This is a genomic window from Cycloclasticus zancles 78-ME, from assembly GCF_000442595.1.
Classification (GTDB): domain Bacteria; phylum Pseudomonadota; class Gammaproteobacteria; order Methylococcales; family Cycloclasticaceae; genus Cycloclasticus; species Cycloclasticus pugetii.
This window is the reverse complement of the sequence record NC_021917.1, coordinates 185,412-208,156: the sequence shown is the minus strand read 5'-3', so window position 1 is coordinate 208,156 and position 22,745 is coordinate 185,412. Positions and strand designations below refer to the sequence as shown.

The window sequence follows — 22,745 nt, the reverse complement described above, 5'->3', positions numbered from 1 at the left end:
AAATACACCTTAATCTTTTGGAGAAAATGATGAAAAAAATTGCTTTATTGACATTACTTGCACTGACAAGCCTGACCGCCTTTGCGAAACAGCAAACCGTGACCCTGGTAGTACCCACCATGAACTGTGTGACGTGTCCCTTTACCGTGAAGAAAGCCTTACAAAACGTCGAGGGCGTCAGTAAAGCCGAAGTGACCTTTGAGACCAAGCTTGCCGTGGTGACGTTTGACGACGAAAAAACCACCGTTAACACCCTGACTGAAGCAACCAAGAATGTAGGCTATCCGTCTACCATCAAATGAGGTAAACAGCATGACCAACCTATTCAATCTCTTGACCCGAATTGGCGATAAAGCCGGATCGTTAGGTGCGCTCGTATCGGCGATGGGCTGCGCTATGTGTTTTCCGGCCCTTGCCAGCCTTGGGGCCGCCGTTGGATTAGGCTTTCTCAGCCAGTGGGAAGGTCTGTTTATCAACACGCTGTTGCCGCTGTTTGCTTGGGTCGCTCTGGTGATCAATGGGCTTGGCTGGTTCAGCCACAAGCAATGGCATCGCAGTTTATTGGGGATGCTCGGCCCCGTGTTATTGCTGTTATCTCTTTACCCGTTTTTCCAATACGGTTGGAGTAGCTATGTTACCTATTTGGCGCTCGCCCTGATGGTTGTGGTGTCGTTATGGGATATTTTTTCACCGGCTAATAAACGCTGTGACGATGAAACCTGCGCCACATGAAGAACCCAAGGGTGGCAACGGAAAAGATGATGAACTCTCTAAGAGGATAAAATGACTAATCAAGAAAATAACGAACAATCATCCTGTTGTACCGGCAACAAGGAATCATTGCATGTTGCCATTGTTGGCAGTGGTTCTGGGGCGTTTGCCTGTGCCATCAAGGCAGCGGAAGGCGGTGCCAAGGTTACCATCATCGAAGGGGCTGACGTGATTGGCGGCTGCTGTGTCAATGTTGGTTGTGTGCCTTCTAAAATTTTAATCCGGGCGGCGCAATTGGCGCAGCAACAACGCCATAACCCCTTTGCCGGTCTGGCAAATCACACGCCCGAATTAAGTCGTGCTCTGCTGGCGCAACAACAAACGGCGCGTGTAGAAGAATTGCGGGCCGCCAAATACCAAAATATTCTCGATTCTAACCCGGCATTGAGTTTGGTCAAAGGTTATGCGAAATTTAAAGACGCAAATACCTTAATCGTCAGCAAGGCCGATGGTTCTGAACAAGATATTCACGCTGATAAGATTTTGATTGCCACCGGTTCAACACCGACTATTCCACCGATTGATGGTCTCGTGGATACTCCTTATTGGACATCCACCGAAGCGCTGTTTGCCAAGAACCTGCCACAACACCTGATGGTGATCGGTTCGTCTGTTGTCGCACTGGAAATTGCCCAGGCTTACCGTCGTTTGGGCAGTGAAGTGACGGTATTGGCACGTCACACCTTGCTCTATCGGGAAGACCCGCTACTCGGTGAAAAACTGGCTGAATGCTTTGAAAAAGAAGGGATGCGCATTCTCAGCGATACTCGAGCGTCCAGCGTTTCCTACGACGGTCAGCGGTTCACTCTTGAATCCAACGCAGGCACCTTGATTTGTGACCAATTGTTGATCAGCACCGGGCGTCATGCCAATACGGCCCAACTGAATCTGGATACGGTCGGTGTCAACACCGAGAAAAACGGTGAGATCATCGTCAATGAGCGCATGGAAACCAGCGTCCCCGGTATTTATGCGGCGGGTGATTGCTCTAATATGCCGCAATTTGTCTATGTCGCGGCAGCAGCGGGTAGTCGTGCCGGGGTCAATATGACGGGAGGGGATGCCAAACTGGATCTATCCACCATGCCAGCGGTGATCTTTACGGATCCTCAGGTGGCCACAGTCGGACTGACCGAAAAGCAGGCCAACGCGCAGGGTATTGACACCGACAGTCGCGTATTGGATATGGAAAACGTGCCGCGAGCGCTGGCCAACTTTGAAACTGACGGCTTTATCAAGCTCGTCGTTGAAATGGCAACCGGACGCTTGATCGGCGCGCAGATTTTGGCTCACGAAGGCGGTGAGCTCATTCAAAGCGCAGTCTTAGCGATCCGTAATCGCATGACTGTCATCGACCTGGGCGATCAACTGTTTCCCTACTTAACCATGGTGGAAGGTTTGAAACTCTGTGCACAAACTTTCAACAAGGATGTGAAAGAACTGTCCTGCTGCGCTGGATAAAAGGAGGCTTTCATGACTACTATACTGGATCAACTTACCCAAGATTTTTCTCGTTCCTTCCGTGAGGAGTCTGTAAGAGGAGAGCAGTATGCCGACCTATTTAAACCGATTCTGTCGCAACTGGCGCATGGTCGCCCTGTAACACCGAAAGAAATTGCAGAAGTCACTGGGCGGCCTCGCGAAAAAATTGCCGTGTTATTGCCCAAACTCCCAAATGTGGAATTAGACGATGCGGGAAATTTGGTCGGTCTGGGGTTAACGCTCAAACCAACTCCACACAGCTTTAAACTTGAAGAGCAGACGCTGTATACCTGGTGCGCCTTGGATGCGCTGATGTTCCCTAAGTTACTGGGGAAAACGGCTACGATTGAATCACCTTGTAAAGGTACTGACCAGCCAGTTAGGGTTGTTATCACGCCGGATGGTATAGAAAAAGTAGAGCCACCATCTGCTGTTGTATCTATTGTTACCTCTTCTAACAAGAACGATATTCGCAGTAGCTTTTGCTGTAACGTGCATTTTTTCCAATCCGATCGTTGTGCGTCTAATTGGTTAGCGCAACATCCTAACGCCAAGATTCTACCAATCTCCGAAGCATACGAGTTGGGAGCTTCATTGGCAGAAAATTTGTTCAACTAGATGGAGGATGGGCGACTCTGTATCGAAGGACCGGACATTTCGCCCGTTTAATCGCGTCATACGATGAAGGCGAGGGCGTGTTTCTTTTCACCAGTGAGTGCGAATGTGAGCGAATAGTGCTGAGAAGGAGTAGGAATATAACACCAGCAACACTTCCTTGAACAGTAGGGGTGTGATGTATGACCGGGCTTTTGATTGATCATACCCAATAAAGTCAACCAGGCTGAAATGCTATGGTTAGATGAAAACGCGATAGCACAAGGCATGAGGAAATTACCAATGACTAAAACAAATATTTCACCCAGCAAAGCTAAAGTTCGTAGACAACCCAGTTACTTTGATGTCATCCCCGACTTCTATAAGTTCATAGAGACTGACGATCAATTACTAACCTTTCCACTGAGTATTTCGCAGTTGGCTAAAACGGCACAAACCACTGTTCATACGGTAAGAAATTATGTCGCTGAGGGGCTACTTAACTGTAGCGAGAAAACTAAGAGTGGGTATGGTCTATACGACCAATGTGCGTTAACTCGACTGCGTTTAATTCGAGCCGCACGAGCCGCTGGCCTCTTGATCCTTGAGATCAAACCACTACTACAAGCAATTAATGCTGAAGACCGGAAGGCTTGTGATGAGGCCGTCCGACTCTTGCGCACAAAAATTGCAGAAAAGCAGACCTATCTGCACTCACTAGACAAACAGTTGTGTCACTTGGAGCAACTCGACAAACCCTTAACGAAAAAAAGGAGTGTTTAATGTCTTCGAATGGTAATCCCAAGATGGCATGGAAATCATGAGCAACAAACAGAACCAATTGACTTCGTATGATGTTGCGGAGTTTTTAATTTTACCCCATACACCTATTAGACGTAATATGAAGGATTTTCCATGAGTGATTGTTGCAGTTCAAAAAGACCACCTCGTAAAGCTGAGTGCCCTGATTGCCGTCAAGTGCAAAAAGCAACCACGCGTCAGACGCTCCTCCACCATGTTATCAGTCCTGTCAATCGATCTATTCCAGAAAGCCATTTTTATTTTTGCGCTAACGCTGATTGTGAGACCGTGTATTTCAGTGATTGTGGTTGCCTTTATCGCCAAGATCAAGTCAGGGGGGCTATTGGGCAAAAACAAACCTCAACTGAGCGGACAATTTGTTATTGTTTTGATGTGACGGAACGACATGTCTTGGATGAACTGGAACATACCGGACACAGTGCCAGTAAATCTTTTGTTACAGCACAAACCAAAGCAAAACTGTGCGCTTGTGAAACACAAAACCCCTCGGGCCAATGCTGTCTGGCAGACTTCTCATTGCTGCTAAAAAAAGCGATGAAGAATGGCATTTGAAGTAGTGGCCCAGTATTTTTTTGGAAGGAGACCAACAAATGAAATCACTTTTTGACGATGCCCTGTCACACTTAACTAAAGTCCTGGAACACATCAACTTATCCGATGATATCCTGCTGCGCATGCAACAACCCAAGCTGGCACTTACCGTCAGTATTCCGGTGCGCATGGACGACGGCGATCTGCGTGTTTTTACTGGTTATCGTGTACAGTTCGACGATACACGCGGGCCAACTAAAGGCGGTATTCGCTATCACCCGTCGGTCACTCTGGATGAAGTCACCTCTTTGAGTTTCTGGATGACGATCAAATGTGCCGTAATGGGATTACCGTTCGGTGGTGCCAAGGGCGGTATTGTGGTCAACCCAAAGGAACTTTCGCGTCTGGAACTGGAGCGCCTGTCGCGCGGTTATATCCGGGCAATCGCCGACGTCATTGGTCCGAAACGGGATATTCCAGCGCCCGATGTCTACACCAATGCCACTATCATGGGCTGGATGGCCAATGAGTATGCTCAGATCATGCGTGAGCAATTACCCGGTGTTATCACCGGTAAGCCCGTCCATCTTGGTGGCTCACTGGGACGTGAGGCCGCCACGGGTCAAGGGGCCTTGTATGCGTTGCAACAATGGGTGGCCCGTAACCAACTCGATCCAGGACAGACCACTGTCGCGGTACAGGGGTTTGGTAACGCTGGTTACCACTTTGCGCGTCTGGCCCATTTAGCCGGATTCCGTATCGTCGCCCTTTCGGATTCTCAAGGCGGCATCTATTCAGCTGCCGGGCTGGAACCGGAGCTGATCATGCAGCACAAGCGTACACGTCGCGAACTCAAGGCCATACTGTATTGCGATAGCTCGGTTTGCGAGGAAGCCCGTTATGACACCCTTTCAAATGCCGACCTGCTGGAGCTGGATGTGGACGTGCTGGTGCTTGCGGCGCTGGAAAACCAGATCACCGAACAAAACGCAGCTCAAATCCAGGCCCGTCAGCTGCTGGAGATTGCCAATGGCCCCGTCGATTCGCGTGCGGATGCAATACTCAGCGAGCGCGGCATCCCGGTGCTGCCCGATGTAATGGTGAATGCTGGCGGTGTGACAGTGAGTTACTTTGAGTGGGTACAGAACCGCGCTGGTTTTTACTGGGATGAAGACGAGGTGAACGGTCGATTGAAGACGATCATGGACCGCGAAGCCCGCTACATCTTCGAACTCGCAGACGATAAGCAGATCAACCTGCGCACCGCTGCCTATCTGCACGGTATTGAGCGGATTTCAGGGGCCATGATCGAACACGGTACACGCGAGTATTTCCAGCAACACACAGAAACTTGATAGCTCACAGGATGTTGAGCTTCTTACAATTAGATAACCGAAGCTAAATATTTCTTTTGAACAAAGCGCTAGCATATTTTTAGCAGCTTTTTTCGGGCTATGTCCAAGAGAGCTGTTGTGGAACTCTCCCAACCGCTTCAAGCAAACATAATTCAGGTGTAATCACTGATTGATAACGCTCCAGCAGCAACCGCCATCCTAAATAATGCCCTAAATATTTGGTCGCTACACCATGAAAGCGACGCATCCACGTTTTAAGGCGACTGCCGTAGGCATTCACATTTTGAACATGAAATACACCTCGAGCTCTTGGGCCTTTGGTATGGATAACTTCATGTGCTATTCCGGTGTTTTTAGCAAAGGCAGAATACACCGCCGCACCGTCTGTACAAAGCATGGCCTCTTTATCAATAAGCGGTTGAAGTGCTTGGCGAATGGTGACAGCATCGACACGCGTCAGAATAAAGTTGGCGGTGGCTTTATGACGGTCTCTGACAATCAGCACGGGTACCTGATCAGCTCCCGTACCGCGTGTTTTACCGACACCGCCTCGTTTTCGAGACGGCCTGTCTAGTTGCCTTTGGCCTTTAAAAGATTCTAAAAAGAACGTTTCATCCGCTTCGACAATCCCGTGTTCATGCGTGGCTTGATGCTGACTGATCATATGAAGAAAGCGATGTCGCCACAACAAGGCCGTATCTTTGTTGATCCCGCATTGTTGAGCGGCGGCCCTGAGAGAAAGCCCTTCTATCAGCGTATTAAGATAAGCCACCCAGTGCTCGCGCTTATGCAGTTTGGCTAACGGCGTTCCGGTGAGCGCGTTAAATGTTCTTGAACAATCTGTGCAACGATAACGGGGCAGCCCATGACTTGAACCCCAAGGATTGAAGTGATCGGTGTAACAATAAGGACAATGTTCAGGTGCTGCTTGAGTAGCCAATAAGTCAAAAGCGGTGATGTCATGTGCTTTTAAGTATCGATGAAGACGTTGATGCTGACTGGGAGATAGCTCGGGAAGCTGCTGTAATAATCCACTAAAATCATGTTCATTCATGACGGTAACCTCTCAATAACCATACTCATTTAATTTAGAGTCGTCGCTTTGCAGCAGGCTCATCGGACATAGCCATAAAAAACCCCAGCACCGCAAGGGTAGCTAAGGCTTTGATATATGGCTCCTCCGACTGAACTCGAACCAGTGACCCAATGATTAACAGCACCTTTGGCAGGCCAATATGACTTCCCTAAGCTGAAGAAAATAAAGGGATTTCCATTATGGGTTGAGCCAAAATTTTGGTTTCCGAACCTATTGCGAGCAATTCTACGATGGAAAATTTAACATATGTTTTCAATCGCTGGCCACTCTATGATTCTATGACAAGCTCCAAATAATCATGATTATTTGGAGTAATAATTAAAGAGTTTTCAGCGCCTTTGAGCCAATTGATTTGTATGCTTAATATGAAAATTAGTATCCGTGACGGGGGTTCTATTATGAATGATTAACAGTCCTAATATTTTCTATCCTAAACTACCTTCTAGTTATGATAGCTTCTTAACAATCAACTTCTGATAAATTTTGAGTCCGCAGTGAGTACACTCCCAAACAGGGCCGCCCATTCCTTCACAGCAACCTCCAAGCGAAACTCGTCCTTCTTCTATTTTTTGCTCGAGTACTGAATCCATGCCGACGTAACCATACAAAATGCTTGCTACGGGTGATGCACTACAGTTAGGGCATTTATTTGGTTTGCGTTCTTTTTCTATTCGCGCGCTCATTCGATTAGGCTTTTTATTCCATTCACGCTTTAACTTATTCATGTTCAGCTATCGCAACTTTATAGGTTTCAGATTACTTATCTTTGAACCTGTAACAAAATACTAATCAAAATTTAGATAGCAAATCTACGACTTTATTCGAAGGAAATACTCAAATGGCAAAATTAACAACATTATTGTTCAGTTAACAACTTTATTGTCTAGTTAACAACTTTATTGTTCGCCAACACGTACTAGTTAATAATGGCTGACACAGACAATACCGCCGTTACCGTTTCAATTGCACGCAAGGTAAAAAAAGGCGCAGAACAACAGTATGAAGACTGGCTACACCGGCTTTCTGAGGTGGCCACTAAATTTCCCGGGCACCAAGGTGTGCACATCCTAAAGCCATCTGCACAAACAGGCGGTGATTATGTGCTTATTGTTGGTTTTAATTCCTATGCACACCAAAAAAAATGGGAAGAGTCTGAACAAAGGCAGCGCTTTTTAGATGAACTTGATGAAAAAGGGCTTATTGAAGGCAGTACAAAAATAAAGAAAGTTTCTGGGTTAGAATTTTGGTTTACCTTGCCAGAAGTGCCCAGTAGCGCCGCACCTAACCGGCACAAAATGGCCCTAGTGCTAATGGTCGTGGTATTTTCTTTATTAGTAACCATTAACCAAGTATTTGCGCCTTGGTTGTCAACCTTAACGCCTATACTAAAACTTGCCATTATGGTGGTGGGACAAGTCTTACTGATGACTTACCTTGTTATGCCAGCAGTCACACGCTTGCTTAAAAACTGGTTATATCGCTAAGGAGGTTAACGCCCTAAACGAGCACTAAGACTCTTGATGTTGCTGCAAATCAGTACGAATCCACTCTGCCATTTTAGTAGCACGGACAAGCCAAATGTCTGCGTACTTCTTTGGCAAGTGCTCATATAAATTACGCGAGAATAACGCCACCCAATCATCAACCAGGCTTGGTGGAATTTTTAAATAGCGGTGTACGGCATGGGGGTTATAAATATCTTCACGATAACGCTTACCGCCTAAATCAATCCACCAAAAATGACCTATTCGTTGTTTAAGCTCGTCCCAATCTTTCACCTCAGAAAAATAACCACCAAGCGTTGGATGCACTTTGATAAGGTCATAAAAACTGCTAACCACCTGCTGAATGGTTTCTTTACCAAGCGTCAAATGCAACTCTCGATAAGCCCTATCAGCATTTATCTCCCCTGCTCGTTTATCAGACTCTTTATTTTCAGACGAATCATTCATAATCATTAGCCTTTTTCGTTAAAACATTACTCAAACAGTGCATTAAAAAATGCGGCGCAAGTTTTTAAAATTAGTTTCATTCTTTCAGCTCAGTTGATGTATGAAACGTTAAGCTCCTAACCCCCTAGCCCGCATGTATGCATACTCTGACACATCCGACCATTTAATCGCTTGCTGCTGAAAGCTACTATACGAGGCATAAACTTTTTGTGAGAACGCATCTCTATCTACAATGTCCTGTACCACTTCATTGGATAGCCAGTGAAGTTTTTTTAGCACATCATCCGGTAGGGCTTTAACACTGACTTGATGCTTATTTACTAAGGTGTCTAATGCTGCATTATTTTTTGCGCTAAATTCTGAAATCATGTCCATACTAGCGTCTTTACATGCGTGTTTTACAATGGCTTGCAAATCTTTCGGTAACGACTCAAAGGTCTGTTTATTAACAAATGTTTCTAGCGTTGAGCCAGGCTCATGCCAACCAGGGTAATAATAGTTTTTTGCTGCTTTATACAAACCAAAGGCCAAGTCGTTATAAGGCCCAATCCATTCGGTTGCATCAATAGCACCTGATTGCAGTGAGGTAAAGATTTCACCGCCTGGCATACTGACGGGCGTTCCACCTGCACGGCTTAACACTTCGCCACCTAGACCAGGAATACGCATTTTTAAACCTTGCAAGTCATCCACAGAGTTAATATCTTTACGAAACCAGCCGGCCATTTGAACACCCGTATTACCCGTTGCCATAGGCACTAGGTTAAATCGGTCGTACAGTTCCTCCCATAACGCAAGGCCGCCGCCGTAATACAACCAACCGTTAACTTCCTGTGCTGTCATTCCAAAAGGGATGGCGGAAAAGAATTGCGCCGTTTCACTCTTGCCTTTCCAATAATACGGCGCACCGTGACCCATTTCTACAGTGCCACGAGACACTGCGTCAAAGGCTTCAAAAGCAGGGACCAGTTCGTTGGCACCATACACTTTGATACGAATACGCCCCCCAGTCATTTCCTCTATGGTTTTTGCTAAATAATTAGCATTTGTGCCTAATACGGGAAAGTTTTTGGGCCATGTTGTTACCATTTTCCATTTAAATTCTGGCTTGGCAGCTAAGGCCTTTCCACCCACAGCGAGTGACGTGGCTGCGACCATACCGTTGCCAAATGATTTCAGTACATCACGACGTTTCATTTATATGTTCTCCATTGACTCTTTAATGCAGCTCGCGACTGCTTTTTATTGATTAACTGCCAAGATATTCATCTTAATAACAATAGCACCCTGTTTTGCCATCTATCATTTAACAAGCGTTTTCTTGAATATAAACACCAAATCTGCCCAGTGTACGATATTTTAGTGTAATGAGGCCTTGCTCGCTAAAAAACGCACAAAATAATGGCGCTTTTAACCCCCTAAAATTGAACCCACTAGCTATCTATATTACCGACAATACACCATAGAGAGAAGTGTTAAAAACTAGACTTAATCCATGTATACTAACTTTTTTATCACTGATCCCAATTCAATCTTATGCAGCGTATTGAACAACGCCTAGAAAAAATACTTTATGCCTCAAGGTGGCTACTCGCCCCTATCTACCTTGGTTTAAGCCTTGCTCTGATTTTATTATCTATCAAATTTTTTCAAGAAGCTTTTCACTTTTTCCCCATTATTTTATCCACTACAGAATCGGACATGGTGCTGGTGATTCTTTCGCTAGTTGATATGTCTTTGGTGGGTGGGCTAATTATTATGGTGATGCTCAGTGGTTACGAAAACTTTGTTTCGCGAATTGATATTGAAGAAGGTGCCGAAAAGCTGTCTTGGCTTGGCAAATTAGATTCTGGCTCGTTGAAACAAAAGGTAGCCGCCTCAATCGTCGCAATTTCTTCAATCCATTTACTTCAAAAGTTTATGAATGCCGAGCATATCGCCAACGATAAACTGATGTGGTACGTTATTCTGCATATTACTTTCGTCCTATCAGCCATTGGCATGGCTTGGGTCGATAAGATGAATAGACATTAAAAAACAGGACCTCACTATGCAATACAGACAACTGGGTAGAACCGATCTTAACGTTAGTTTAATTGGCCTTGGCACCATGACGTGGGGCCGTCAAAACACGCAAGAAGAAGGGTTTGAGCAAATGGATTATGCTCTCACTCAGGGCATCAATTTTTGGGTATACGGATTTAATGGTTGATGGGGCACCTTTACCCCACCAACCTGATACCATTATCAGATGGTTGATAGATCGACTCCGTAGTTGAGTTCCTCTGCGAAGTCCGGCAGTCCGTAACCGATGGTTTTCTTGTAGAAAGGAGAGACCTTCGCAGTCGGTGCCTTCTTCTTGTGCTTCGTGGTGTAGAGCATTCGTGCCCGCATCACCTCGAAGGAGTAACCGCGCCCTTCACGGTTCTTGTCCTTGGCCAGTCGGTTGATGGACTCCGTGTAAGCGTTGGTGACGGGCATGTCCGTCTCGAAGTAGGTCATGGTCTCTTCGCGCCAGTTTCCCACTGCCCTGACCAGATCGCTCCAGACTTCCTTTTGGCCCTTCGGGATGGTGGCTATCCACTCGTCCAGGGCGGCTTCTGCCTGGAGCCGTGTGGTGGCGTCCCAGATGCCGTAGAAGCGCTCCTTGTGCTCGTAGGCGGCCAGCAGTTGCGGGAACGCGCCTGTCCAGGTCTCCATGATGAGGCGCTCCCGGTCTGAGACTTCGTGAGCGCGTTTCAGCAGGATTTTCCGGTCTCCCTTGAGAGTCCGGCTCTGGGACGGTTTCAGCTCCTTTCTGAGGCCCTTGCGCACTCTCTCTAGGGCATCGTTGGCCATGCGCACCACATGGAACTTATCGACCACGATACGGGCCTGGGGCAGCACAGCCTTGACCGCTGCCCGGTAGGGGTTCCACATGTCCATGCTGACGATCTCGACCTTCTGCCGGTCTTTCAGCTTCATCAGGTAGTTGGTCACCACGTCCTGGCGGCGGGTGGCCAGCAGGTCGAGCAGGGTTCGCTCCTCAATGTTGGTCAGAATGCAGCGGTAGCGCTTGTTCAGGTATAGCTCGTCAATGCCCAGGATGCGGGGCGTCTCGAAGCGGTGCCAGCGCCCCAGGAACTCGGCGCGGGCGTTGAAGATGTCGCGCACCGTCTTCTCGTCCAGGCCGGTCTGTGCCGCCACAAAGGTGTAGGGGTGGTTGAAGGATTCCTTCTCCACGTACTCATGCAGCCGCAGTGTCATACGGAATCCGTCCACCATCTCCGGTAGCTGGGGCCTGAATGTTGTCTTGCAGGCCCGGCAGGTGTATCGGCGGCGGACCACCCAGAGAGTGACCCGCTTGCCGTGGATGGGCAGATCACGATAGGGAACGTCACGCTTGCCGAACCGCACGAACTCACCCTGCACGCCGCACCCCTCGCAGGCTACTGGTGTAGGTGCTTCAAGCCGAAAATGTATGTCTTCATTCTGCTCATCAGAATCCACCAACTGGTACCCAGGAAGGCTTAACGAATTAATCATCTCCCGCCTTGATCAGAAAAACAGGTAGGTGGCGTAACCGGCAATCATCGCCATAGCAAAAATGACTGCTAAAAACGCCGCTAAAAGCTTCAGCGTGAACAAAGAGCGCAACAGAATGAGCTCAGTCAGGCTGGCTCCGGCACTGCCGATGATCAACGCTAGCACCGTCCCGGCACCCACGCCTTTGGCCATCAGAGCCGCTGCCAGAGGTATGACGGCTTCAGCGCGAATATACAACGGCACGCCGATGACAGCGGCAACTGGAATGGCAAAGGGATTATCTGGGCCTGCATACTGCTCCAATAAGTCAGTGGGCATGAAACCATAGATCACGCTGCCAATCGCAATACCGATGAGCAGGTAAGGCAACACATCGATAAAGTCCGACCAAGCTTCCCGCCACACACCACTGTACTTCCCTTCTTTCTTAACCGTGACAGTGGGTTGACTGTCACAGCATTCGCTAGACGTAGAGACTGTTGTCTTCCTATCAGCCCCGCAAGAAGCCGTCTTCGGAGTGGTGTCGCAGCTGTTGGTGCCGCAACTCGATGCGGTCGATGTAGCACTGCACGGGCTTGCTGATGAACTACATCCACTGCTCTCTTGTGTCGCCGTCCGGCGCACATAACGCTCGAAGCCAAGCGTGTGAAGCAGCCATCCGGCACCTACCGCGACCACCAAAGCGGCGAGCACATAGATAGCAGTAAGTGTCCATCCAAACGTGGCAACCAGCAGGCCGACGACGATAGGATTCAGCAACGGAGATGAGAAAAGAAACACCATCATCGGCCCAAAACCGGCCCGTGCCCGAATCAACCCTTTCAACATGGGGATAGTCGAGCAACTACAGAAGGGCGTTATAGCTCCTAAACCAGCAGCAAGAAAATAGCCTCGCTTCCCACTGGAAGTCAGTAACGCTTCCACCTTGGATGGTGGGATGTGACGTTGAAGAACTCCGACCAGCAAGCTAATGCCAATGAATAAAACCGATAGCTCGATAGCGAGAAAGGCGAACATGCCTAGAGCGTCTTGGAGTTGAGATGACATTCAATATTACTCCTATATTTCTAGTATTGTCGAAATGATGTACGCAGCCTACTTGCGTTTATCCGACCTGTCAACTATAATTCTAGAAACATCGAATTATTGGGGCGTGCTATGGATCACGAAAAGGTTGCAGCCAGCTTAGCTGAGCTAGGGAATAGTCACCGACTGTCCGTGTTCCGCTTTCTGGTCAAAGCTGGCCATGATGGGGCTTCGGTCGGAGATATCCAGAAGGGGCTGGGTATTCCTGCTTCGACGCTATCACATCACCTTGCGCGCATGGCCAAGGTAGGGCTGATCCGGCAGGAGAAACATAGCCGCACGATTGTCTGTATACCCGAGTATGGGCACCTAGAGAATTTGATCGGTTTCTTACAAGAGGAATGTTGTGCAGGTGTCCGGATTGCGCATGAACCAGAACCGCTTTGACGCTTGCCCAGCTCTCGCTGTCCTCCCTAGTCAGCATCGCTATGAAGACTCAGGCGAAGGTGGAAACAGAAAATTGGCAGTAGAGTAGGCTGAAGAGGATCAATCAGATAATCCGCTGAGAAAGATTTTCTTCTTTACATCTTTGGCATTTTATCAACCAGAAATTCCGGATACCCCAATTTTTTTGATACCGCTGAAATGTATGCTGTTCCACCAACACCTGACACCTACGGCAAAACTGAAACTATTATTGGTAACTGGTTTGCCTCACGTAAAAATCGCGACAAGGTGATCCTTGCGTCAAAAATTGCCGGGCCAGGTATGGAGTGGGTACGTGAGGGCAACAACTTTATTGACCGTAAAAATATTCTATTAGCCGTTGAAGACAGTTTAAAACGTTTACAAACCGACTACATCGACCTTTATCAACTGCATTGGCCAAACCGCGGTTCTTACCACTTTGGTCAAATTTGGGACTACGCTCCTAACTTTGACAAACAAGCGGTTGAAGACAACTTCATTGAAGTTCTTGAAACAATGGATGAGCTTATTAAGGCAGGCAAAATTCGCCATGTGGGTCTATCAAATGAAACTGCTTGGGGCATCTCTAAATGGCTAGAGTTGTCTGAAAAACATCAGTTGCCACGTATGGTATCGATTCAAAATGAATACTCATTAATGGCTAGGCACTTTGAGCCAGACCTTAGTGAAATTAGTCTACATGAAGATTGCAGCTTACTCGCTTGGTCGCCTTTAACTCGTGGTTTAATCAGCGGGAAATACCTTAACGGCGCTATGCCTGAAGGCACCCGTTTGGCTATTGATTCGCGTGTTGAACATCGTGCTAACGCACAAACAGATGCCACTATTGAAGCCTATATCGCGCTAGCTAAAAAACATCAGCTTGATGTTTGCCAAATGGCGTTAGCCTTTGTTAATCAGCAACCTTTTGTTAGCTCTAATTTAATTGGCGCTACCAGTATGCAGCAATTAAAAAGCAATATTGCATCTATTGACCTAACGCTATCTGATGAAGTTAACGAGGGAATTAAAACCATTAGAAGACAATACCCTATGCCTTTTTAGGCCATATCTACGTCTCAAAACGACCTTTTATGCCAGTGCCCAACCAACGGATTATTGCCCAACTTCATGATAAGGGTGCTGGCTAACAAAGTGTTGAAGCACTAACTTCAGCTTAGCACTTTGCACAAGGTTACCGCACGCTTCAGCCTCATGGATATCGTCTAAGATAATCTCTTTAATTGCTGGAACGCCAGCTTCAGTTTCAAGCAAGTAATGCCCTAGCTCTAACGCTACAATGTTTGGCACATGTTCATGCTCTGCGATAGCCTCTATTTCTTCATTGGTGAGACCACTCAATTCGACACAATCTTCATATGTAAGCATGATTAACTCCTTTTTCTATATTCATTCCATACCCACTAATGTAGACAAATAATCCTAATTTTCTCTCAAGAAAAACACCCTTAAAGTGCTAACAATCATGTATTTCTTGATCTCAATCATATATTCCACATAAATCCCATCTATTGAGCATTGGGCGCGTCGTTCAACACACAAAAATAACGGTCTAGCTCTAGGTTTACGGGCAAGCCCTTGTTATGTCATGTATTCGTCAGCTTAATCTTAAGATTGTTCTTGCATAAGCACTAAGCCTTTGCGAGCATACAACCACATGAATATCGATTAGCTATCTTTTTCTCGAAATTCATTTGTAGTCATTGAAAAAAACATTCATAATTAAATGCTTATATAATAACAACGGAACACTATGAAAACCCAACTTATCATCAATAATGAGGCCGTAGACGCCTCAAATGGCGCAACATTTGAACGCCTAAATTCACTCACTGGCAACGTTGTTTCTCAAGGTGCTGCTGCAACCATTGACGATGCAAACAAAGCAGCTGAAACCGCTGCTATTGCTTTTAAAACTTGGTCAGAAACTGGCCCAACCGAGCGTCGCGCTTTATTACTCAAAGCAGCCGACATCCTAGAAAGCAAAACGAATGATATTATTCAAGCCATGGCTGCCGAAGTGGGCGCATCCGCCTTATGGTCTGGCTTTAACGTAATGATGGCAGCGGGTTTATTCCGTGAAGCCGCAGGCTTAACAACCCAAGTACAGGGTGAAACAATCCCAACGGATAAGCCTGACACTCTGTCTATGACATTCCGCCAACCCGTTGGTGTTGTGTTAAGTATGGCACCTTGGAATGGCCCTGTAGCGTTAGCAGCTAGAGCCATTGCCTACCCTATTGCATTTGGTAATACGGTTGTCTTTCGCGCTTCTGAAGTCAGCCCAAAAACGCATCTATTGGTTTGCGAAGCGCTGTTTGAGGCAGGTTTACCAGCAGGTGTTTTAAACGTTATCACACATGCTTCTGAAGACGCACCTCAAATCACTGAAGCATTGATTGCACACCCAGCCATCCGCCGCATTAACTTCACAGGCTCTACTCGTGTCGGCAGCATTATTGCCCAGCAAGCAGCAAAGCATTTAAAACGCTGTTTGCTTGAGTTAGGTGGAAAGTCTCCGCTAGTGATTCTAGACGATGCCAATATTGACGAAGCGGTTAGAGCGGCTGTGTTTGGTTGCTTCTTATATCAAGGTCAAATTTGCATGACAACAGGCCGTATCATCGTAGATGAAAAAGTGGCTGATGAATTTATAGAAAAATTTGCTGCCGCTACCGCACAACTGACCATGGGCAATCCAGCGGAACCCGGCAACGAAATGTGCATTGTTGGCCCACTGATTGACTCGTCCTCCGGTGAGCGCTTAAACAGTATTGTTAAAGATGCAGTAGACAAAGGCGCCAACGTAGTTTCTGGCGGAACAGCAGAGGGCGCATCGATGCCTGCCACTATTTTAGATAATGTTACTGCTGACATGCGCGCCTATCACGAGGAGTCTTTTGGTCCGGTTATTTCTATTATTCGCGTTAAAGACGATGAACAAGCACTGTTTGTTGCAAATGATACGGAATACGGTTTATCGGCCTCTGTCTTCAGCCGCGACTTCCCAAGAGCGATGAAAATGGCAAAACATATTGAATCGGGCATTTGTCACATTAACAGCGCAACTGTTAATGGCGAAGCTCAAGCGCCGTACGGCGGTACTAAAGCAACCGGTTATGGACGCTTCGATGGCCGTGCAGTGATTGATGAGTTTACCGAATTACGCTGGGTTACAGTTGCACCAAACCACGTGCACTACCCATTTTAAATTAATAGCTATTCCCCCAGCTTATTGAACATAAGCTGGGGCGTTTTAAGGCTAAACTTTATCTAATTTCGCATAGGCAAGCATTAGCCATTTACTACCCGCTGAAGAAAAATTAACCTGCACTCGCGCTTGCGCACCACTGCCTTCAATATTCAACACCACACCTTCGCCGAATTTTGCATGCACGACATGCTCGCCCATTTTAAAACCAACGGCTGATTCATCACTAAAACTAGCTTGTTGATTGCTTACTACGGGGCGTGTTACACGAGCGCCTAAACGAACCTCCTGCATTAACTCTGCAGGAATTTCCCTAATGAAACGAGACGGCATCGGATAGCTTTCTTGCCCATGTAAACGACGCGATTCTGCAGAGGTCAAATACAACTTCTCCTTTGCTCGTGTAATACCAACATAGGCTAGCCGTCGCTCTTCTTCTAGTTTCGCTGCATCATCAACCGAGCGCTGACTAGGAAACAAGCCTTCTTCCATACCAACCATAAAGACCAGTGGAAACTCCAAGCCTTTTGCCGAATGCAGGGTCATCAATTGAACGCAGTCTTCAAATTTATCACCTTGAGCTTCACCAGCCTCTAAAGCAGCATGGGCTAAAAATGAGTCTAACTCACTCAACTCTTCAGCTTCATCGGCCTCATAGGCAAATTGACGCGCTGCATTGCTAAGCTCTTCTAAGTTTTCTACTCGTGCTTCGCCCTTCTCGCCTTTTTCTTTTTTATGATGTTCAATCAAACCAGAACGGCTAATTACCTGTTCAACTTTTTCATGTAAGCTCATCGACGCCATATCAACAACCAGTTGACGAATCAAGGCTAAAAAGCCCGTCAATGCATTTAATGCTCGACCAGTTAACGCCGCTTCCTCACATAACTCATTTGCTGCCTGCCAAAGGCTTATGCTTTTCCCACGAGCTTGCTCACGAATAATATCTAGCGTACGCGTACCTAGCCCGCGTGTTGGCGTATTAACAATGCGCTCAAATGCCGCATCATTATCGTGATGAGTCGCCAGTTGCATATAGGCTAATGCATTTTTAATTTCTAACCGTTCGAAGAAACGATAACCACCATACACACGGTAAGGAATACCGGCAGCCATTAGATACTCTTCAAATAAGCGCGACTGAGCATTGGAGCGATATAAAATAGCGGCTTCTTCACGACTGTGCCCATTCGTCACCCAGTCTTTAATTCTATCAACAACAAAGCGCGCTTCATCCTGATCGTTATAGCCCGAATACAAAGAGATTAACTCACCTTCCTCACCATCGGTCCATAACTCTTTACCCATCCGCCCATCGTTATTAACAATAATGGCATTGGCTGCTTTTAGGATGGTACTGGTGGAACGGTAATTTTGCTCTAAACGCACCACCTTATGTTCAGCATAATCTTTTTGAAAACGATGAATATTCTCAATCTTTGCACCACGCCAACCATAAATAGATTGATCGTCATCACCCACTACATATAAGTTTTCAGATTCTTCTGTGAGTAGCCGTAACCAAGCATATTGAATGGTATTGGTATCTTGAAACTCATCGACTAACACATGTTTAAAACGCTGCTGATAATGTGCTCTTACCGCATCGTTATCACGTAATAACTCATGTGCTCTAAGTAATAATTCAGCAAAATCGACCAGCCCAGAGCGCTGACAAACTTGTTCATATTCTGCATAAATCTCTAACATTTTTTGCTCAAAATGATCACTCGACGGCGCAATATGTTTCGCTCGTTTACCTTCGTCTTTTTGTGCATTGATAAACCATTGGACTTGGCGAGGTGGCCAGCGTGAATCATCCACATTCATTGATTTAAGCAAACGCTTAATCATCCGAAATTGATCATCTGAATCTAGCACCTGAAACGCATCGGGTAAGCCCAGTTCTTGAGCATGCATTCTTAATAAACGATGGGCGATCCCATGAAAGGTGCCAATCCACATGCCACCAACCGGTGTTTTTAGCATCGATTGCACACGCTCACGCATTTCACCTGCCGCTTTATTAGTAAACGTTACCGCCAAAATACTATACGGCGAAACACCTTCAACCTGCATCAGCCAGGCAACTCGATGCACCAGCACACGCGTTTTACCACTGCCTGCCCCTGCTAAAATAAGTGCGGCCTTTTCTGGGCCACTCACTGCATCTCGCTGAGCATCGTTAAGCCCATCTAATATATGTGTAATATCCATGTGAATATTTTATACTGACCCGACACCAGTTTCATTGAAACAGACAAAAAATAACAACCTTTCATAAACCAACGCCCCGTTCGTTATTTAAGTTGCCTCGATTGACAAATGACAGCAAAAACTTTGGAATAAACAAATGGACGACATCAGCGCTAAAGAAACCACAACCATAAAGCATTATGAACATAATGCAGACGCTTTTTGGAGTGGCACAAAAGATCATGATGTTTCGCAAAACATTAAGGCCTTCTTAGCCGCTCTTCCAAAAGACAAAACCCTTAATATACTTGATTTTGGCTGTGGTCCCGGCAGAGATTTAAAACACTTTAAATCCTTAGGGCACGTTCCAATAGGCCTAGATGGCTCGCCAACCTTTTGCAAAATGGCCACACAGTACAGCGGCTGCCCAACACTTAATCAAACCTTTGCCACGATGACGTTGCCCTTTGAACATTTTGATGGAGTTTTCGCCAATGCATCAATGTTTCATGTGCCAAGCTCACAACTTTTAAATGTATTGAACAAGTTGCATCAGTGCTTACGCCCAAATGGCATTCTATTTACGTCTAATCCACGCGGTAACGCTGAAGGCTGGCAAGGTCAGCGTTACGGGCATTACCAAGAGCTAGAGGACAGTAAAGCTTTTTTGGAGCAAGCCGGGTTCGAGATATTAACGCACTACTATCGCCCCGAAGGGAAACCACAAGAACAACAACCTTGGCTGGCTATTGTTAGCCGACAAATCCCTCGCTAAGCCAAACAAGCACTTATTCAAATTACTTTTTAAGACTGCTTTCTCTTTGTTCATATAAGGCTGAATTAAAGGGTTGTTTTAACTGCCCAATAAATTGATCCCACCGCGTTTGATCAAATCTATCGCCTAAACCAAACCGTATCTTTTGAGGATCATCTCGCAAACAAAAGCTAGCAAAAACCCTATCCCAAATGGATAACACACTGGCGTAATTGGAATCTGTTTCGTTTTGCAAGTGCGAGTGGTGAACCCAATGAACATGAGGCGTAACAATAATGACACGTAATAATCTATCCAGCGTAGCTGGAACAGCAACATTACTATGATGAATTAAAATAATCGGTAACGCTATCAACTCATAAATTAGCAACTGCTCTACGCTTAAGCCAATGATTGGCAACACCAATAAACGCAGAGCGCTTGAAAATATTATCTCTACGCTATGAAACCGCAGCGCTGAACTGGCATCCATTGCCGCATCCGAATGGTGGACAGCATGAAATCGCCATAAAAAGGGAATTGCATGATTGAGTCTATGCCAGCAATATTGCCAGCAATCGAATAACAACAGAGCAATTAATAACTCAAGGTAGGGGTTTAATGTCAGCCAATTTAATAGGCCAAACGAATGGCCCACTGCCCATGTTGTGACTGACAACACCAAACCCGTGAACAAAACACTCGCTATAGCCGCATTTAAAACACCTAATAAAATATTAGCCGCATCATGCCTCAACCGTGGTTTGACAGCATCATAAAATCGAAACATCGGCGCTAGCATTTCTAGCATTACCAGCGTTGCTAATACCAGAGCAACAAGAACCGGCTTAGCAGCAAGATCCATTTCAGCCATGACTCAGCCTCAAGCGATTAATCAACTTACTCTGGTTAGGCCAGCTAATAACAACGCCAGCCTAAACATTTAGCTCCTTCAAAAAGCTAGCCGAATTTTGATTGCTCAGGATCTCTGCGCTATTATGAGAAGATGTTAAACCTTCTTATATAGCTCGGCACCTTTGCTTTTAAACTCGCCTGCTTTTTCAGCCATCCCTTCAGCCAACGCATCTTGAGCATCTATGCCTTTATTCGCTGCATAATCGCGCACATCTTGGCTAATTTTCATCGAACAAAAATGTGGCCCACACATGGAGCAGAAGTGGGCAACTTTGGCAGAGTCTTTAGGTAAGGTTTCGTCGTGATATTCACGTGCTCTGTCCGGGTCTAAACCAAGATTAAACTGATCTTCCCAACGAAATTCAAATCGCGCTTTTGATAAGGCATTATCTCGTATTTGTGCGCCGGGGTGACCTTTGGCTAAATCCGCCGCATGTGCAGCAATTTTATAGGTAATAATCCCCACTCGAACATCTTCTTTATTCGGTAAACCCAGATGCTCTTTAGGCGTAACATAACAGAGCATCGCACAACCAAACCAGCCAATCATCGCAGCACCAATGCCCGATGTAATATGGTCATAGCCCGGTGCAATATCGGTTGTTAAAGGGCCGAGGGTATAAAAAGGCGCCTCATCACAGCACTCTAGCTGCTTATCCATGTTTTCCTTGATCATATGCATAGGAACGTGACCAGGACCTTCGATCATTGTTTGCACATCGTGCTTCCAAGCTATTTTCGTCAGTTCACCTAACGTTTCTAGTTCACCAAACTGAGCTTCGTCGTTTGCATCGGCCAAGGAGCCAGGGCGCAACCCATCGCCCAATGAAAATGACACATCATACGCTTTCATAATTTCGCAGATATCTTCAAAATGCGTATATAAAAAGTTTTCTTTATGGTGTGCTAAACACCATTTCGCCATAATAGAACCACCGCGTGACACAATGCCGGTCGTCCGCTTAGCTGTCATCGGTACATAACGTAGTAAAACGCCTGCGTGGATTGTAAAGTAATCAACGCCTTGTTCTGCTTGTTCAATCAAAGTATCGCGGAAAATTTCCCACGTTAGATCTTCTGCTTTACCGTTTACTTTTTCAAGGGCTTGATAAATCGGCACCGTACCAATCGGCACAGGGGAATTACGCAAAATCCACTCACGTGTTTCATGTATATTTTTACCGGTTGATAAGTCCATGATGGTATCCGCGCCCCATCGAATGCCCCATACCATCTTATCAACTTCTTCTTCAATCGAAGAAGTCACCGCTGAATTACCTAAATTACCGTTAATTTTAACCAAGAAGTTACGGCCTATAATCATTGGCTCTACTTCAGGGTGGTTAATATTCGCTGGAATAATCGCTCTGCCACGTGCAACTTCGTCACGCACAAATTCTGCTGTGATCTGCTCAGGGATACTTGCGCCGAAGGATTCGCCGGGGTGTTGCTCTGCGTTAATTTCAGAACGCTTCATGTTTTCACGAATCGCTATGTATTCCATTTCAGGCGTGATAATGCCTTTTTTCGCATAATGCATTTGGCTAACGTTTGCGCCCGCTTTCGCTCGTCGAGGTGCTTGGATATGCTCAAAACGTAAGCTTGCTAACGCTGGATCGTTTTGCCGTTCTTGGCCAAAAGTTGAGCTGGGCCCTTCTAGCAGCTCGGTATCATTCCTATCTAAAATCCACGGTAAACGCACATTCGGCAACCCTTTACGCAAATCAATCGTTGCATCTGGATCTGTATAGACACCCGAACAATCATAAACATACACATCTGGGTTTTTTTCTGCGCCAAAACTAGACGCTGTATCCGCTAATGATATTTTACGCATCGGCACGTTGATATCATCACGCGAGCCTTTAATATAAACTTTTTCTGAATTTGGCAAAGGCGTTATAGCTGCCTGCTGCAATGCTTCGGTTTTCTTCTGGAATTCTTCTGGAATGGCGCTCATAACGACCTCTTTGATGCACGTGTATTGATATTAGGGTAGCCTTCATCTTATCACACACTGCTATAA

Annotated in this window: 23 protein-coding genes and 1 pseudogene; 14 read left to right on the top strand and 10 right to left on the bottom strand. The window is 46.2% G+C overall.

Features of this window, described 5'->3' with window-relative positions:
• The first annotated feature begins 29 nt into the window (after positions 1–29).
• From merP to CYCME_RS01025, 7 genes are all read left to right on the top strand, one after another.
• Positions 30–302 (top strand): mercury resistance system periplasmic binding protein MerP, encoded by a 273-nt coding sequence (gene merP, locus CYCME_RS01055; protein WP_020931871.1) that lies wholly within the window; start codon positions 30–32, stop codon positions 300–302.
• A gap of 10 nt (positions 303–312) precedes the next feature.
• On the top strand, positions 313–732 hold the full coding sequence (merC, locus tag CYCME_RS01050; protein ID WP_020931870.1) for an organomercurial transporter MerC: 420 nt from the start codon (positions 313–315) through the stop codon (positions 730–732).
• Between the two features lie 51 nt (positions 733–783).
• Positions 784–2,232 (top strand): mercury(II) reductase, encoded by a 1,449-nt coding sequence (merA, locus tag CYCME_RS01045; protein ID WP_020931869.1) that lies wholly within the window; start codon positions 784–786, stop codon positions 2,230–2,232.
• 12 nt (positions 2,233–2,244) lie between these two features.
• Positions 2,245–2,871, top strand: a complete 627-nt coding sequence (gene merB, locus CYCME_RS01040) for an organomercurial lyase MerB (RefSeq protein WP_020931868.1) — start codon at positions 2,245–2,247, stop codon at positions 2,869–2,871.
• A 279-nt stretch (positions 2,872–3,150) separates the two neighbouring features.
• Positions 3,151–3,630, top strand: coding sequence for a MerR family transcriptional regulator (locus CYCME_RS01035; RefSeq protein WP_020931866.1), 480 nt, complete (start codon positions 3,151–3,153; stop codon positions 3,628–3,630).
• A gap of 132 nt (positions 3,631–3,762) precedes the next feature.
• Positions 3,763–4,221, top strand: coding sequence for a putative iron-sulfur cluster-binding metallochaperone (locus tag CYCME_RS01030; RefSeq protein WP_020931865.1), 459 nt, complete (start codon positions 3,763–3,765; stop codon positions 4,219–4,221).
• 38 nt (positions 4,222–4,259) lie between these two features.
• A complete protein-coding gene (locus CYCME_RS01025; protein ID WP_020931864.1) occupies positions 4,260–5,555 on the top strand; it encodes a Glu/Leu/Phe/Val family dehydrogenase in 1,296 nt (431 codons plus the stop codon).
• Between the two features lie 97 nt (positions 5,556–5,652).
• Here CYCME_RS01025 and CYCME_RS01020 read toward each other — a convergent pair whose 3' ends face one another.
• The gene (locus CYCME_RS01020; RefSeq protein WP_020931863.1) at positions 5,653–6,609 is read right to left on the bottom strand and encodes an IS1595 family transposase; all 957 of its coding nucleotides are present in this window, start codon (positions 6,607–6,609) and stop codon (positions 5,653–5,655) included.
• 488 nt (positions 6,610–7,097) lie between these two features.
• The gene (locus CYCME_RS01015; RefSeq protein WP_020931862.1) at positions 7,098–7,376 is read right to left on the bottom strand and encodes a hypothetical protein; all 279 of its coding nucleotides are present in this window, start codon (positions 7,374–7,376) and stop codon (positions 7,098–7,100) included.
• A gap of 201 nt (positions 7,377–7,577) precedes the next feature.
• Here CYCME_RS01015 and CYCME_RS01010 point away from each other — a divergent pair, with 201 nt between their 5' ends.
• The gene (locus CYCME_RS01010) at positions 7,578–8,135 is read left to right on the top strand and encodes an antibiotic biosynthesis monooxygenase (RefSeq protein WP_016390386.1); all 558 of its coding nucleotides are present in this window, start codon (positions 7,578–7,580) and stop codon (positions 8,133–8,135) included.
• 24 nt (positions 8,136–8,159) lie between these two features.
• Here the strand turns inward: CYCME_RS01010 and CYCME_RS01005 are convergent, their stop codons facing one another.
• Together CYCME_RS01005 and CYCME_RS01000 are read right to left on the bottom strand one after the other, a co-directional pair.
• Positions 8,160–8,603, bottom strand: a complete 444-nt coding sequence (locus tag CYCME_RS01005) for a group III truncated hemoglobin (RefSeq protein WP_015005002.1) — start codon at positions 8,601–8,603, stop codon at positions 8,160–8,162.
• 108 nt (positions 8,604–8,711) lie between these two features.
• Positions 8,712–9,800 carry a TRAP transporter substrate-binding protein gene (locus tag CYCME_RS01000; RefSeq protein WP_020931861.1) on the bottom strand — a complete coding sequence of 363 codons (1,089 nt, stop codon included), beginning with the start codon at positions 9,798–9,800 and terminating at the stop codon, positions 8,712–8,714.
• Between the two features lie 348 nt (positions 9,801–10,148).
• Here CYCME_RS01000 and CYCME_RS00995 point away from each other — a divergent pair, with 348 nt between their 5' ends.
• Positions 10,149–10,637, top strand: a complete 489-nt coding sequence (locus CYCME_RS00995) for a TIGR00645 family protein (protein ID WP_026362537.1) — start codon at positions 10,149–10,151, stop codon at positions 10,635–10,637.
• A gap of 16 nt (positions 10,638–10,653) precedes the next feature.
• Positions 10,654–10,794, top strand: a pseudogene (locus CYCME_RS13015) (aldo/keto reductase); the annotation flags it as partial.
• 56 nt (positions 10,795–10,850) lie between these two features.
• Here CYCME_RS13015 and CYCME_RS00990 read toward each other — a convergent pair.
• Complete coding sequence (locus CYCME_RS00990; RefSeq protein WP_000610830.1) at positions 10,851–12,128, bottom strand: ISL3 family transposase; 1,278 nt, start codon at positions 12,126–12,128, stop codon at positions 10,851–10,853.
• A gap of 12 nt (positions 12,129–12,140) precedes the next feature.
• Positions 12,141–13,175 carry a permease gene (locus CYCME_RS00985; RefSeq protein ID WP_000098298.1) on the bottom strand — a complete coding sequence of 345 codons (1,035 nt, stop codon included), beginning with the start codon at positions 13,173–13,175 and terminating at the stop codon, positions 12,141–12,143.
• Positions 13,176–13,286: 111 nt separating this feature from the next.
• Here CYCME_RS00985 and CYCME_RS00980 point away from each other — a divergent pair, with 111 nt between their 5' ends.
• Both CYCME_RS00980 and CYCME_RS00975 read left to right on the top strand, forming a co-directional pair.
• On the top strand, positions 13,287–13,601 hold the full coding sequence (locus tag CYCME_RS00980; RefSeq protein WP_000349485.1) for an ArsR/SmtB family transcription factor: 315 nt from the start codon (positions 13,287–13,289) through the stop codon (positions 13,599–13,601).
• A 198-nt stretch (positions 13,602–13,799) separates the two neighbouring features.
• Positions 13,800–14,687, top strand: coding sequence for an aldo/keto reductase (locus tag CYCME_RS00975; protein ID WP_020931859.1), 888 nt, complete (start codon positions 13,800–13,802; stop codon positions 14,685–14,687).
• 51 nt (positions 14,688–14,738) lie between these two features.
• Here CYCME_RS00975 and CYCME_RS00970 read toward each other — a convergent pair whose 3' ends face one another.
• Positions 14,739–15,011 (bottom strand): hypothetical protein, encoded by a 273-nt coding sequence (locus CYCME_RS00970; RefSeq protein WP_016390382.1) that lies wholly within the window; start codon positions 15,009–15,011, stop codon positions 14,739–14,741.
• Between the two features lie 385 nt (positions 15,012–15,396).
• On the opposite strand from CYCME_RS00970, the gene CYCME_RS00965 reads away from it, so the two are divergent.
• The gene (locus tag CYCME_RS00965; RefSeq protein WP_015004997.1) at positions 15,397–16,854 is read left to right on the top strand and encodes an aldehyde dehydrogenase; all 1,458 of its coding nucleotides are present in this window, start codon (positions 15,397–15,399) and stop codon (positions 16,852–16,854) included.
• A gap of 51 nt (positions 16,855–16,905) precedes the next feature.
• On the opposite strand, the gene uvrD is transcribed toward CYCME_RS00965, so the two are convergent.
• Positions 16,906–19,071 carry a DNA helicase II gene (gene uvrD / locus CYCME_RS00960; protein WP_020931858.1) on the bottom strand — a complete coding sequence of 722 codons (2,166 nt, stop codon included), beginning with the start codon at positions 19,069–19,071 and terminating at the stop codon, positions 16,906–16,908.
• 136 nt (positions 19,072–19,207) lie between these two features.
• Between uvrD and CYCME_RS00955 the strand changes: the two genes are divergently transcribed.
• Complete coding sequence (locus CYCME_RS00955; protein ID WP_016390379.1) at positions 19,208–19,825, top strand: class I SAM-dependent methyltransferase; 618 nt, start codon at positions 19,208–19,210, stop codon at positions 19,823–19,825.
• Positions 19,826–19,847: 22 nt separating this feature from the next.
• Here CYCME_RS00955 and CYCME_RS00950 read toward each other — a convergent pair whose 3' ends face one another.
• Together CYCME_RS00950 and thiC are read right to left on the bottom strand one after the other, a co-directional pair.
• A complete protein-coding gene (locus tag CYCME_RS00950; protein ID WP_016390378.1) occupies positions 19,848–20,678 on the bottom strand; it encodes a sterol desaturase family protein in 831 nt (276 codons plus the stop codon).
• 135 nt (positions 20,679–20,813) lie between these two features.
• On the bottom strand, positions 20,814–22,679 hold the full coding sequence (thiC, locus tag CYCME_RS00945; protein ID WP_016390377.1) for a phosphomethylpyrimidine synthase ThiC: 1,866 nt from the start codon (positions 22,677–22,679) through the stop codon (positions 20,814–20,816).
• Positions 22,680–22,745 lie beyond the last annotated feature (66 nt).